13 protein-coding genes are annotated in these 13,338 nt (G+C 71.5%); 6 read left to right on the forward strand and 7 right to left on the reverse strand.

The window, feature by feature from the left end; genetic code table 11:
• Nucleotides 1–7 precede the first annotated feature (7 nt).
• Both ACPEEZ_RS05420 and ACPEEZ_RS05425 read right to left on the reverse strand, forming a co-directional pair.
• Nucleotides 8–1,189, reverse strand: a complete 1,182-nt coding sequence (locus tag ACPEEZ_RS05420) for an NAD(P)/FAD-dependent oxidoreductase (protein WP_423923569.1) — start codon at nt 1,187–1,189, stop codon at nt 8–10.
• Nucleotides 1,190–1,287: 98 nt separating this feature from the next.
• Nucleotides 1,288–1,827, reverse strand: coding sequence for a Dps family protein (locus ACPEEZ_RS05425; protein ID WP_423923571.1), 540 nt, complete (start codon nt 1,825–1,827; stop codon nt 1,288–1,290).
• Between the two features lie 229 nt (nt 1,828–2,056).
• Here ACPEEZ_RS05425 and ACPEEZ_RS05430 point away from each other — a divergent pair, with 229 nt between their 5' ends.
• Both ACPEEZ_RS05430 and ACPEEZ_RS05435 read left to right on the forward strand, forming a co-directional pair.
• Entirely contained in the window at nt 2,057–2,470 is a 414-nt protein-coding gene (locus tag ACPEEZ_RS05430; RefSeq protein ID WP_423923573.1) for a hypothetical protein, read from the forward strand.
• A 54-nt stretch (nt 2,471–2,524) separates the two neighbouring features.
• Entirely contained in the window at nt 2,525–3,292 is a 768-nt protein-coding gene (locus ACPEEZ_RS05435) for an esterase/lipase family protein (protein ID WP_423923575.1), read from the forward strand.
• 179 nt (nt 3,293–3,471) lie between these two features.
• Here ACPEEZ_RS05435 and ACPEEZ_RS05440 read toward each other — a convergent pair whose 3' ends face one another.
• Both ACPEEZ_RS05440 and ACPEEZ_RS05445 read right to left on the reverse strand, forming a co-directional pair.
• Complete coding sequence (locus ACPEEZ_RS05440; protein WP_423923577.1) at nt 3,472–4,467, reverse strand: alpha/beta fold hydrolase; 996 nt, start codon at nt 4,465–4,467, stop codon at nt 3,472–3,474.
• A 9-nt stretch (nt 4,468–4,476) separates the two neighbouring features.
• A complete protein-coding gene (locus ACPEEZ_RS05445) occupies nt 4,477–5,598 on the reverse strand; it encodes an FUSC family protein (protein WP_423923579.1) in 1,122 nt (373 codons plus the stop codon).
• Nucleotides 5,599–5,782: 184 nt separating this feature from the next.
• Here ACPEEZ_RS05445 and ACPEEZ_RS05450 point away from each other — a divergent pair, with 184 nt between their 5' ends.
• From ACPEEZ_RS05450 to ACPEEZ_RS05460, 3 genes are all read left to right on the forward strand, one after another.
• The gene (locus tag ACPEEZ_RS05450) at nt 5,783–6,961 is read left to right on the forward strand and encodes a phosphotransferase family protein (RefSeq protein WP_423923581.1); all 1,179 of its coding nucleotides are present in this window, start codon (nt 5,783–5,785) and stop codon (nt 6,959–6,961) included.
• 10 nt (nt 6,962–6,971) lie between these two features.
• On the forward strand, nt 6,972–8,453 hold the full coding sequence (locus ACPEEZ_RS05455) for an FAD-dependent oxidoreductase (protein ID WP_423923583.1): 1,482 nt from the start codon (nt 6,972–6,974) through the stop codon (nt 8,451–8,453).
• Between the two features lie 361 nt (nt 8,454–8,814).
• The gene (locus ACPEEZ_RS05460; RefSeq protein ID WP_423924182.1) at nt 8,815–10,950 is read left to right on the forward strand and encodes a DEAD/DEAH box helicase; all 2,136 of its coding nucleotides are present in this window, start codon (nt 8,815–8,817) and stop codon (nt 10,948–10,950) included.
• Between the two features lie 164 nt (nt 10,951–11,114).
• Here ACPEEZ_RS05460 and ACPEEZ_RS05465 read toward each other — a convergent pair whose 3' ends face one another.
• Complete coding sequence (locus tag ACPEEZ_RS05465) at nt 11,115–12,098, reverse strand: hypothetical protein (protein ID WP_423923585.1); 984 nt, start codon at nt 12,096–12,098, stop codon at nt 11,115–11,117.
• A 157-nt stretch (nt 12,099–12,255) separates the two neighbouring features.
• On the opposite strand from ACPEEZ_RS05465, the gene ACPEEZ_RS05470 reads away from it, so the two are divergent.
• The gene (locus tag ACPEEZ_RS05470) at nt 12,256–12,648 is read left to right on the forward strand and encodes a VOC family protein (protein WP_423923587.1); all 393 of its coding nucleotides are present in this window, start codon (nt 12,256–12,258) and stop codon (nt 12,646–12,648) included.
• Nucleotides 12,649–12,743: 95 nt separating this feature from the next.
• Here ACPEEZ_RS05470 and ACPEEZ_RS05475 read toward each other — a convergent pair whose 3' ends face one another.
• Together ACPEEZ_RS05475 and ACPEEZ_RS05480 are read right to left on the reverse strand one after the other, a co-directional pair.
• Entirely contained in the window at nt 12,744–12,905 is a 162-nt protein-coding gene (locus ACPEEZ_RS05475; RefSeq protein WP_423923589.1) for a hypothetical protein, read from the reverse strand.
• Nucleotides 12,906–13,023: 118 nt separating this feature from the next.
• Nucleotides 13,024–13,296 carry a mycoredoxin gene (locus ACPEEZ_RS05480; RefSeq protein ID WP_423923591.1) on the reverse strand — a complete coding sequence of 91 codons (273 nt, stop codon included), beginning with the start codon at nt 13,294–13,296 and terminating at the stop codon, nt 13,024–13,026.
• Between the last annotated feature and the right edge of the window lie 42 nt (nt 13,297–13,338).

Raw genomic sequence — 13,338 nt, forward strand, 5'->3', positions numbered from 1 at the left:
TGGGCGGCTAGATCCGCCCGACGAGCTCGTCCCGGGGCACGACACCGGCGGCCAGCGTCGTGCGGGCCGCATCACGCGCCTCCTCGACGTTCCAGAGCAGGACACCCGCGACCGAGCCGTCCTCGCCGAGGTAGTACACGACCGCCTTGTCGTCGTCCTTGTCGTCGACGACCTTCTCGAGAGAGGCGTCGAGCGTGCCGACCGCCTCGTACGAGATGTCGAACACCTTCGAGTAGTAGTACGGCGTGTGGTCGTAGACCTCGTCCGCGCCGGTCATGTTGCGACCGACGACCGGTCCCTGCGACTTCGCGTTGTCGACGTGCTCGACGCGACGGCGTCCCAGGATCGCGTCCGGGTACGACGCCACGTCCCCCGCCGCGAAGACCGAGGGGTCGGAGGTGCGGAGTCGGTCGTCGACGACGATCCCGTCATCGACGGTGAGACCGGCGTCGGCGGCGAGCGAATCGTCCACCGCGATGCCGAGCCCGACGACGACCGCATCGGCGTCGAGTGTCGAGCCGTCGTCGAGGCGGAGGTGCACGCCCGCGTCGTCGGCCGCGCCGCTCTCGACGCGACGGCCGCGGGCCAACTCGACCCGTGCCTCCTCGAAGGCCTTCTCGAAGCGGTCGGCGATGACGGAGGGGAAGACGGAGGCGCCGAGCACGTCGTCGGGGAAGACGAGCGTCACCCGCGTGTCGTTCTGCACGAGGGCCGCGGCGATCTCGGTGCCGATGTAGCTGCCGCCGATCACGGCGACGTGACGACCGCCTCCGGACAGCGCGCGGAGACGGCGATAGTCGTCGGCCGTCCGGAAGTACACGACCCGATCGTCGTCGGGCAGGTCGAGCGTGGACGGCTGCCCACCCGTGGCGATCAGGAGCGTGCCGTAGCCGACCGTGTCCCCGCCCTCGATCGTCACCGTCTTCGCGGCGCGGTCGATCGACGAGACCCGGGTGTCCAGACGCAGCTCGGCGCCCGACTCCGATTCGGTCGACAGGTCGTTGTCGGCCGGGGTGTAGTCGGGGTCGGTCCAGAGCTTCTTGGACAGCGCGGGGCGCGTGTAGGGAGCGTCGACGTCGGCGCTCACGATCAGGATCGTCGCGTCGGGCGTCGACTCGTGGATGGCCTTTGCGGCGGCGTCGGCGGTCATGCCGCCGCCGACGATGACGTGGTCGTACGTGGTGGTCATGGTGCGTCCTCTCGACGAGAGAGGGCACCGTCCCGGAGGCGCGGGTCGCGCTTCCGGATGACGGTGCCCTCCTGGAATGGTCGGCTCGGTGGTCGGGGTCAGTTGGCGACGGCGCCGACGCGGTCGAGGCCCTCGGCGGCGGCCTTCTCGTCACGGTCGCGCGTGCCCTTCGACCGGGCGTCCTTCTCGGGGTGACGGTTCTCGGCACCCGTCATCCAGGCCAGCTGCTCGAGGCGCTCGAGGATGCTGTGCAGGATGTCGGCCGTCGTCGGGTCCTCGTCGTCGACATCGTCGTGCACGGTTCGCATCGTGTCGGTCGCCGCGTACATGCGGTCGACGATGAGGTCGACCACGTCGGTCGTCTCGACGGGGCCCTCGGGGAACTCGGGCAGGCTCGTCGACTTGGTGACCGTCGAGGTGCGGCCGTCGGGGATGAGGTAGACGGCGCGCATGCGCTCCGCCACCTCGTCGGAGAATCCGCGGGCCGCGTCGACGATCTCGTCGAGCTGGAGGTGCAGGTCGCGGAAGTTGCTGCCGAGCAGGTTCCAGTGCGCCTGCTTGCCCTGGACGTGCAGTTCGATGAGGTCGACGAGCACCTTCTGCATGCTGTCGCGCAGTTTGTCGGATCCCTGGAACATGGTGTCTCCCGTTCGTCGTGTTTCGGTCGTGCTGAGTTCGTGGCACCGGTGGGTGCGTCGTGCACGGTAGACCGTCATGGCTCAGCGTCGACTCAGCCTTCGGGGGACATGCGGATCGGCAGACGCGCTAGGACCATACCGGGTGGTACGTTTTCTGTGTCGGCAGAGAGGCCGACATGCCTGACCACCCGACCTCCTCGGGTGGCGTCTGCTCTGAGGGGGGTCCGACATGGCTCGAGGTACACCCGATCACACCCGACCGTCGGCCATCGGGCAGCCCGACGTCGAACCGCGGGAGATCGCGCAACTCCGCCGGGAGCTCGAAGCCGCCGCGGGAGCATTCGGCGACAGCGACTCCATGACGACCGCTCACCGGGCACGGGTCGTGCACAACATCGAGAGCGTCGTGGCCGACGCGGCGAGCGCGGCGGCCCGGGCGGGTCACGGCCGGCAGGCGGTGCGTCTGCTCGCCGAGGCAGTCGGCCCCGGGTCGCCGTGGCCGGGCTCGCCCTGGCCCGGATCGCCCTGGCCCGGATCAGACGCCGCCTGGTGGCAGGTGCTGGCGCTCTCGACCGAGGCCGTGCGCACCTGGTTCCTGCCCGAGCTCGACGACGACCACGTCTTGACGACCGCTCTGGCCTGAGCGCGCCGATGCTCGGCGGCCTACGATCCAGGCCATGACTTCCGGGCTCGCCGCGTGACACCTCCGTCCCCGACCGACGGCTCGACGAGGCCTGACCCTCGACGCCGCCGCCCCCCGCTGCCCCGTCTCGTCGGCATCCTCGTCCGCGACTACGCGTATGTCTGGCGCACGAATCTGCTGACCGGGTCTCGGCGCGCGTTGCCGCGGCGCTACCGGCAGGGCGACCGGGCACCGGTGCTCGTGCTGCCCGGCGTCTACGAGACCTGGCAGTTCCTGAAGCCGATCGCCGACCGGCTGAACGAGGCCGGGCATCCCGTCGTCGTCGTCCCGGGGCTCGGGCGGAACCGTCGCCCGATCGCCGCGACCGCCCAGCTCGCCCAGGCGATCCTCGACCGGAACCGCCTCACCGACGTGATCGTGCTCGCGCACAGCAAGGGCGGTCTCATCGGCAAGACGATGATGACGTCGACCGACGTCGATCACCGGATCGAGCGGATGGTGGCGATCAACAGCCCGTTCTCGGGCTCACGGTGGGCTCTGCTCATGCCGACCAGGACCCTCCGGGTGTTCTCGCCGCGCGACGCCGCCCTGACGGCGCTCGCCGCGAACCTCGAGATCAACTCGTCGATCACGTCGCTGTTCTCGGGCTACGACCTGCACGTCACCGAGGGCAGCGTGTTGCCGGGCGCGACGAACGTCGAGCTGCCGGTCGACGGGCACTTCCGGCCGCTGGGGGATGCGACCTGCATCGAGATCGCGATCGCCGCCGTCGAGGGCGGGCCCGGGGCGGCGGAGGCGCGGCGGGCGTCGCTCGCGGGCTGAACCGGCCGCGTCGGGTCGCGTCGCGCCGCGTCGTGTCGCGTCGCGCCGCGTCGTGTCGCGTTCGTGGCGTCGTGTGCGGTACGGACGGCACACGATGCCGCGAACGCGACACGACGGCGGGACTGCACGACGGCGGGACGGCGCGACTGCACGACGGCGGGACGCCGTGACGGCACGCCTCAGGCGGAGTAGCCGAGCGCCCGCAGAGTCTCGAACGGCCGCTCGATGTGCGCGAAGTGCCCGCAGTCGGCCAGCAGCGTCACCCGGGTGTGCGGGATGACCCGGCTCAACCGGTCGAGGTCGTCGGGTCGGGCGAACACGTCGTCCGCCCCCGACACGGCGTTCACGTCGCACGAGATGGCGCGCCACCGCGACGTGGCGTAAGTGGCTCCCGCGAGCGCCGCCGCCGAGAACTCGCGCGGACGGAGCTCGTCGGCGAACACGGCCAGGACGGACGGATCGATCCGCCCGACGTGGCGGAAGATCGGCGCCGCGAGGACGCGCACGGCACCGAGACGCGTCGCCGCGCGCGCGATCGAGACGGCGGTCGTCGGCAGCGCGGCGAACCCGGCGCGCAGCAGCGTGAACGCCGGGAGGCGCACCAGACCCCGCCAGGGATGCGTCACCGCGTCGATGGCCGAGAACGTCGTGCCCGAGACGAGTGACACGCTCGTGACGAGTTCGGGCCGGGTCGCGGCCAGGTGCAGTGCGACGAAGCCGCCGAGCGAGTGGCCGACCAGGTCGAACTCGAGTGCGCCGAGCTGCTCCGCGACCTCGACGACCACCTCGGCCGCCCGGTCGACGTCGAGGGGCGTCGGCGGGGTGGGGGAGTCGCCCCAGCCCGGTAGGTCGATCAGCACCGGCCGCGCGAGGTCGGTGCCGGCCTCGTCGGCGGAACGGAGGAGGGGCGTCCACGTCGTCCAGGACCCGGCGGCCCCGTGCAGGAGGATGGTCGCACGGCGCGCCCCGCCGAGAGGCGCGTGCCGCACGACCACCCGGCCCTCGCTGGTCTCGATGGTGCGCGTGGTCAGGCCCAGCGCCTCCGGACGGGTCTCGAGCCCGTAGGGCGCGTATGTCTCGTCGGGGGAGTCGACCGCCTCGACGGAGGCGGCGGAGGGCGTCGTGCGGCGACGGACCGTCCTGCCGCCGTCGCCGGACGCGTGTGATCGACGCATGGGCGGATGCTACTCGCCGATGATCTCGGCGCGCACCCGACGGAGGTCCTCGAGCAGCGAGCCGACGAGCACCCAGTGCTCGGGGTCGGGTCGCAGCACGATGACGGGTGCCGTGAGGGCGGGACGCTCGTCGGGACCGTCGTCCGTGTCCGTGCCGGCGGTGGTCGAGCCGCGACGCCGCGACCACGGGCCGGTCGGCCGGAGGTCGTCGGGCCTGTCGTCCTCCGTGGCGCGGGCCAGGAGCCGGACGTCGTGGGCGGCCCGGCCGAGCTCGACCGAGATGTCGTGCACGACGGGGTCGTCGACGAGCTCCCGGTCGTAGTTGTCGTGCACGGACCGGACCATGCCGATGACCCGGTTCATGACGACGGTCATCGTGTCGTGCAACGCGCGGTCCGCCTCGAGGATGCGCCGGTTGCGACTGCCGCGCGGGTTGAGCATGAGGCTCTCCCCGCCGGCCGTGACCGCGGCGAGCGACTTCGCCTGCACGCCGCGGAGGGCGCGGGCACGATCGAGCAGCCCACCGAGACGGTCGGCGCCCACCGGCTCGGCCAGCACCGTCGAGGTCTCGTCCAGCACGGCCGCGACGTCGCGGGCCAGGCGTCCGACCGCGAGGTGGGCAGGCGCGAGCAGCACGGGCGGAACGATCAGGGCGTTGACGGCCAGGGCGATGGCGGCGCCGATCATCGTCTCGATGATGCGGTCGACGGCGTAGTGCGGCGTCTCGGCGCCGATGGACAGCACGAGCATGGCCGAGATCGGCACCTGGTTCGCCGAGCTCGGCGTGAGCCGCAGCGCCCAGGACACGACGAGGCTCACCACGACGATCGCCAGCACGATCCAGGTGGCGCCGCCGAACAGCAACCCCGCGCCATAGGCGAGCAGCACACCGGCGATGACCCCGACGCTGCGCTCGAGACCGCGGACGAACGACTGGTTCACGCTCGGCAGGACGACGAGCAGAGCCGCGATGGCCGCGAAGATCGGCAACGGCTGATGCAGCAGGGCGACCGAGGCGAACCAGGCGGCGATCACTGCCGCCGACGTCTTCACGACCTGGAGGAAGGGCGTCCTGGTCGACTGCTGCAGGCGCCCGAGCGTCGACTCCTGCAGACGTCCGAGCGGTTTCACGCCCTCAGCGTAGCGACCGCGACGGGACGGATTTCGGTCACGATCGGGTCACCACGGCCGCGTCGGTCGGTCGCCACGGCTGTGAGCGGGTATCACTTGTCACGTGTGGCCCAATTCGGCAGAGGTGCTCCCGACGGCGTTCGCCGGCTCGGGCGTGACGGTTGTCGCGTTCCGTCCACACTCCGTGGAACCGTCCGGCACCGGGTTCCTCTACGGCTACGAGGTCGACACCGTCGACGCGCTCGGCGTCGCGGCCACCGTGCTCACCTTCATCGACACGGGAGCGGTCGACGCCGCCGACGGCGCCAGCGTCGTGACGGTCGACCCGTCGACGGGCCAGCCGGTCTCGGTCTGGGCGTATCCGTCCGATCCGATGCTCCCCGCGCTCGCCGACGTGACCTACCCCGATCGCGTCGTGCCGGCGCTCGCCGCCCTCGGCATCACCGTGACCTCGCCCGATCTGAGCGTCGCCGCCTATCGGCCCGGCAAGCGCGCCGTCATCCGAGTGGACGCGGCCGAGACCACCCTGTTCGTCAAGGTCGTCCGGCCCGACCGGGTGGGGCCCATCTCGAGCCTGCACGAGGCGTTCCGATCGGCGCGTCTGCCCGTCCCGGCCGTCGTCGCGTCCCGGGCCGACGGACTGCTCGTCCTCGAGCGCGTCCCCGGCGTCCCGGCCGGCACCAAGGTGCGCGAGCTGGCGCACGACACGCGCTTCGTCACCGACGTCGTGCGGTTGGGAGAACTGATGTCGGCCGTCGGAGTCGCGCAGGAGGCACAGTCCGACGCCCTCGACCACGGCGCCTGGCACCGCAGCACGCTCCGCACGGCGCTGCCCGATCGCGCGGCCGACATCGACGCGCTCTACGCCGAGATCGATGCACGCCGTTCGGAGTGGCGTGGCGACCCCCGCCGGGTCATCCATGGCGACCTCCATCTCGAGCAGCTGTTCGTGCACCCTGCCGAGCCGTGGCGCGTGACCGGCCTGCTCGACATCGACACCGCAGGCTGGGGGCACCCGGCGCGGGACGCGGCGGCACTCGTCGCCCACCTGGTCGTGACCGCGCAGTGGCATCGGGGCAACGGCGACGCAGCCGAGGCACAGGCATGCGAGGTGATCGCCGACGAGATGTCGACCGCCTGGACCGCGCGAGCCGCACCCGAGCTGCGTGATCGGCTCGCGCCCGGCGTGGCTTCCCAACTGCTCGCCCATGCGGGCGGTCAGGCCTCGCTGGGCACCGAGACGGGTCGCCGCAAGGCCGTGCAGCTGATCGAGGCCGCGCGGGGAGTCCTGTGGCCGCGACCCCCGGCGAGCCCGCCCGCGGCCGAGCGCCGCGATCAGGCTGCGCCGCGCTCGGAGGTCTAGCGTCGCCCGCATGACGTCGCTCTGGCTCGATACCTCTCCCGTTGTCCCGACCGACGCCGTCGCGGCGCTCGGCGCCGAGACCCCCTTCGACGAGGTCGTCGTGGGAGCCGGGTTGACGGGTCTCGTCACCGCCCTGTTGTTCGCGCGCCGCGGGCGCCGCGTCGCGGTCCTGGAGGCGCGCTCGGTCGGTGCGGGCGCCACCGGCAACACGACGGCGAAGCTCAGCCTGCTGCAGGGAGCACACCTGCAGCGCATCCGCAGGAACACGTACCAGGCGGTCGTCGACGCCTACGTCGCCGGCAACCGTGCGGGCTTCGACTGGATGATCGACTACCTCGACGAGGCCGCCGTGCCGGTCGAGCGTCGCGACGCGTTCAGCTACTCGACGACGCGCAAGGGCCTCGCCCTCATCGACGACGAGTACCTGGTCGCGCGCCGCGCCGGTCTCCCGGTCGTCAAGGAGTTCTCTCTCGACCTCCCGTTCGGAACGACCAGCGCCCTCAAGCTGCCCGACCAGGCCCAGTTCGACCCGATGCAGGTGGTCGCCTCGCTCGTGGCAGACATCCGGGCGCTCGGCGGGGTCGTCGTCGAGGGCGTGCGGGTCACCGGTGTCTCGGCGTCGAACCCGGCCGTCGCGCACACCGCGTCCGGGGACGTCGTGGGTCGGCGCATCCACCTCACGACGGGTACGCCCATCCTCGATCGAGGTCTCTACTTCGCGAAGCTCACGCCGCAACGCTCGTACGCGATGGCATTCGAGGGAGCGGGTCAGCTGCCCGGTGGCATGTACCTCTCCGTCGACGGCCCGTCCCGATCGATCCGCAGCCGGGGCGACCTCCTCCTGACCGTCGGCAACGGTCACGGCGTCGGGCGGGCCGAGTCCGAGTCGGCCCTGGTCGACGACCTCACCGACTGGACCCTGTCGCACTGGCCCGGCGCCCGTCGCACCCACGTCTGGAGCGCGCAGGACTACGCGACGCCGCACCACGTGCCCTTCGTCGGCTGGCTGCCCCGCGGTCGAGGTCGCGTCTACCTGGCGACGGGCTACGAGAAGTGGGGCATGACCAACGCCGTCCAGGCCGCTCTGACCATCGTCTCGGACGTGATGGGCGACCCCGAGCCCTGGATGACCACGCTCCATCACCGCGCCACCACACCCATCGCCATGGCCTCGGGTGTCGGCTCGAACGCGGCGACCGCGGTCTGGGCCGCGAAGGGGTGGCTCCGCGCCCTGAGCCGCCGACACGCGGTCATCGCGCCCCCCGAAGGTGTCGGCGTCGTCGCCCTGAGCCGGGGCCTCGTCCCCGTGGCCCGCTCCACCGTCGAGGGTCGGGTCTGCTCCCTCTCGGCGGTCTGCCCGCACCTCGGCGGCATCGTGACGTGGAACGACGCCGAGCGCTCGTGGGACTGCCCGCTGCACGGGTCGCGTTTCGACGCCGACGGCCGCGTCCTCGAAGGGCCGTCGACCCGCGACATGACGCGCCGCGGCTGACCGGGGCGCGCCTCCGTCGGGTACCGACCCGCGCCTCCTCGGCCTCACCGCCCGACACGGGGAGGCGCGGGTGGCGTCGTGCCCGCGCAGGGGCGTAAACTGTGCCCAGGTCCACCTCCCGCGTCGTTCGTTCGCGCAGGTGGGCGTGCGTCAGCCGGCCACAACGCCCGCTGCCGCGCAACGGGGGTCGGGCCATCGCCGGACGACCCTTTGAATCGTGGACACCGCGGCAGACCTGAACCGCCGCGATGTCGGCCAGGTCGTCCGTGGCGACCCGGCAGCCGTGCACGTCGTCCCGACGGGCACGCATCGTTCCGACACAGCACCGGCGTCGCCACTGCGACGACCTCGAGGAGGAGCCTTGGCTCGACCAGGCCAACGCCAATCGGGTGGAACCCGCACCGCCCAGCGCCCGAACAGACGGCGCGAGATCGACAACGACGGTCTCATCCCGGTGCTCGCCCGGGCTGTCCGCGAGGTGGAGGCCGCGGCCCAGCGGGGGCACGTCAAGCCCGCGAGCCGCACCAAGTTCCAGGTCATCGCCCTGCTGATGCGCGAGGAGCGCGCCCGGGTCAAGGTCGACAAGACCATCTCGGACGGCGAACGTGCCGAGCAGCTCAAGCGGCTCGACGGTGTGGCGCAGATCCTGGCCAAGACGGCCGCGCGCGACACGTCGCTGATCACGCTCCTGGGCGAGGACGCGGTCGTCTCCGACTCCGCCAAGGCGCTGAAGCGCGACATGCAGATGTCGGCCGGTCTCGAGCTCGCTCCCGAGCAGCTCGTGATCGTGACGGAGGCGCCGGTCGCCCCGGTCAGCTCCGAGCGTCAGGTCGTGCCCCAGTCGGTGATCTCCCGGCAGCTGGCGAATCCCTTCCTGGCCCCCGATTTCGCCCTCGCCGAGGTCGCGCGCGAGGCGCACCCCCGTCGCCTGGCGAACTGGGAGCTCTTCGGCCCCCTCTTCAAGTCGTTCGAGTACGGAGCCGGCGGCGGGTCCGCCTGCATGCCGCTGCCCGAGCCGACCACCCTGGACGCTCCCGCGGGCGCGACGCTCATGCGCCACCAGGCCCAGCTCGTCGAGTCGGCCCGCCAGGGGCACCGCACGTACCTGCTCGCCGACGAGCCCGGTCTCGGCAAGACGGCGCAATCGCTGCTCGCCGCCCAGGCGGCGAACGCGTACCCCCTGCTCGTCGTCGTGCCGAACGTCGTCAAGACCAACTGGGCCCGCGAGGTCCAGCTCTGGACCCCGACCCGCACCGCGACGGTCATCCACGGCGACGGCGAGAAGCTCGACGCCTTCGCCGACGTCGTCATCGTCAACTACGAGGTGCTCGACCGGCACGTCGGCTGGCTCGGCGAGCTCGGCTTCAAGGGCATGATCGTCGACGAGGCGCACTTCATCAAGAACAAGGAGTCGCAGCGGTCGCGGCACGTGCTGCAGCTGTCGTCGCGCATCCGCTCGCGCACCGCTCACCCGCTGCTCATGGCGCTGACCGGGACACCGCTGATCAACGACATCGAAGATTTCCGCGCGATCTGGGAGTTCCTCGGCTGGATCGGCGACAAGAAGCCCAACGCCGAGTTGATGGAACACCTCGAAGAGGCGGGGCTGACCCCCGCCGACCCCGGGTTCTTCTCGTCGGCGCGCGAGATCGTCATCGACCTCGGCATAGTCCGCCGCAAGAAGGTCGACGTCGCCGCCGACATCCCGGCCCGTCGCGTGGCCGATCTGCCCGTCGAGCTGGACGACGAGGTCGGACGGTCGATCCGCGAGGCGGAGCGCGAGCTGGCCCGCCGACTCGTCGACCGGTACCGGACCGCTCTCTCGACCCGCACCTCCGGTGTCCGGGTGGTCGGCATCGACCACGACCTGGTGCGCCAGGTCGCGCGCTGGGAGCTGGAGGACAGCAAGTCGTCGAAGACGGGCGAGAACGTCTTCAGCATGGTGCGTCGCATCGGTCAGGCGAAGGCCGGACTCGCCGCCGACTACACCGCGCAGCTCGCCCGCAACGTGGGCAAGGTCGTGTTCTTCGCCAAGCACATCGACGTCATGGACACGGCCGAGCAGACGTTCGCGAAGCGCGGCATCAAGTACTCGTCCATCCGCGGTGACCAGACGCCGGCCGTGCGCCAGCGTCAGATCGACGCGTTCGTGAACGACCCCGAGGTCGAGATCGTCGTCTGCTCGCTCACCGCGGCGGGTGTCGGCCTCAACCTGCAGGTGGCGTCGAACGTCGTGCTGGCCGAGCTGTCGTGGACCGACGCCGAGCAGACGCAGGCGATCGATCGCGTGCACCGCATCGGTCAGGAGGAGCCGGTGACCGCCTGGCGCGTCATCGCCGCCCAGACCATCGACACCAAGATCGCCGAGCTGATCGACAGCAAGGCCGGGCTCGCTGCCCGGGCCCTCGACGGGGACGACAGCGAGATCGCGGCGTCGACCGACGTGCAGCTGGACGCGCTGGTGGCCCTGCTGACGGAGGCGCTCGAGCGAGCCTGAGCCGCGTCGCAGCGGCAGCGGCGCGGCGGCTGCCGCTCCCCACGCGGCAGCGGCGGCTGCCGCTACCCGCGCGGCACCCGCGTCCTGTCGCGTTCGCGTCATCGTGTCGTCTTCGAACACGACACGACGACGTGAACGCCACACGGTGCGCGCGCTCACGCCGTTCACCGCCCCAGCCGGAGCCCGCGCGGCGGCGAATGCCACCGTGTGCTCCGGGTGAGCCCGGCCGTCTCCAACTTCGCGACCAACCGGTGCGGGTGCACGACATCGTCTTTCGTCCATCGGACGAGACCACGCACCCCGGGCGCGGCCCGCAGCCGGTCCTCGCGGAGCTTCTCGCGGACGACCACGTCCTCCGCCGACAACCCTGCCCTCACCTGGGCGTCGAGATACTTCACCAGGCCGTCCGTCTCACCGAGCAGATCACCCGACGCCTCGTCCAGCCAGGCGAAGTCGGACCTCCCCGCGAATCCGTCCGCGTCGGTGACCGGCCACTGCAGCACCGGCTCGGGGAACCCCAGCTCGTGGATCGCCACTCGGCCCCACGACTCTCCCGCCGACTCGGCGAGCTCGGACGAGAAGTGGGCGGCACGCAGCGTCGAGGCGAACCCCCGTGCTCCTGCGCGCCGCGCGACCTCGTCGAGGAGTTCGGCCCGGCTGAACAGGCGCCGCTGGAGACAACTGTCGAAGACGACCACGCCGACGCCGAACGACGAGACGAGCGCGACGTCCACGGCGGTGCGCAGGGCCGACGTCACGCGGAGCCCCCGCAGATCGACGATCTCGCTGTCGAGAAGCGGCCCCGCCCGGGCTATCAATGACGGAGTCGACTGCGCCCAGGTCGACTCCGGGTCGGTCGTCTCGACGCGTGTCGGCCGGCTGACCTCGCTCGGCATCCGCCAGAAGACGGCCGCCGAGCGGTGCGACACGACGAGCGCCCGACTCGTCCGGGTCAGTTCGGCCATGGTGCGCAGGACGTGGCGCTCGGCGGCGTCGAGCGCCGCCCAGATCGGCGCCGCCACGTACCGGCCCGTCGCCACGCGCACCAGCTCACCGTGTGCGCACGCCCGGGAGGCGGCGGCATCGCCCTGGCGGGGCCAGACGAGCAGATCCAAGGAGGCACGGGGTGCGTCGAGAGTGAGAGTCACGACCCCAGAATGGTCGGGCCCTCGAGGGGCTCATTCGGCGTTCGTGACTCTCGGTGGAGAAGGCTGGTGTGCGACGCCCTGTGGAGGAGCCCTCAGTCGTCACGGCCGTCGGTCAGCGTGGGGGAGTTCGGTGGAGACCGACCTGAAGGAGAACACCATGCCCGAACTCGCCGGCTACGCCCACGTCGCCATCACCGTCAGCGACCTCGACCGGAGTCTCGCGTTCTACGAGAGGCTGCTCGGCGCCGGGCCGGTCGGGCGCATCCAACTCGACGGCCTCGACCGTCACCTCTTCTCGGTGGGCCGCGGGCAGATCCTCGGGGTGACCGGGTACGACGCCGGTCGGGACGACGCCTTCGACCCGACGATGCCTGGCCTCGACCACATCGGTCTCGCCGTCGCCGACCGCGACGGCGTCGTCGCGTGGCAGGAGCACGCCGCATCGGTCGGCATCGAATCCGACCTGCAGGACGTCGACTTCGGCCACGCGCTCATGATCAAGGACCCCGACGGCAACCAGATCGAGTTCTTCGCCCCGCCGGCTCAGTAATACCGCCGACTGTCCTGTTGCGTTCGCGGCGTCGTGTCGTGTCCGAACACGACACGACGCCGCGAACGCGACACGACGCGGAGGCGGGCCGCCGCTCAGCGGCGCCGAAGCACCGCGATCACGATCGCGGCGACGAGTCCCACCGCCAGGACGGCGAGCACGACGCCGAAGCCGGCCGCGAACCCCGGCCCGACCCCACCGCTGTCATCGCACTCGGCGACCCCGAGAGCGCAGGAGGCCACCAGGGTCGCGGTCACCGTGCCTCCTCGGTTTTCGACTGACGTGTCGCGTTCGCGACGTCGTGTCGCGTCCGAACACGACACGATGACGCGAACGCGACACGACGCGGCGGAGGCGGCACCAGCGACCCGCAGCTCAGCCCAGGCGCGACCGCACGTCGGCCAGCGACGGGTTCGTGGCGGTCGACCCGTCCGGGAAGATCACGGTCGGCACCGTCTGATTGCCGCCGTTGACGCTCTCGACGAGCTCGGCGGTGCCCGGTACCTCCTCGATGTTCACCTCGGTGAACGCGATGCCCTCCTTCGAGAGCTGCTGCTTGAGGCGGGCGCAGTAGCCGCACCACGACGTGCTGAACATCGTGATCGTGCCGGCGGCGGGGACGTACGAGGCGGTGGCGGTGTCGGTCATGACGACAGGTTAAGCCCGGGGGAGTTGAGTGGGAGCACAGAA

Origin of the sequence: Frigoribacterium sp. 2-23 (genome assembly GCF_049601585.1) — a bacterium.
GTDB lineage: Bacteria > Actinomycetota > Actinomycetes > Actinomycetales > Microbacteriaceae > Frigoribacterium.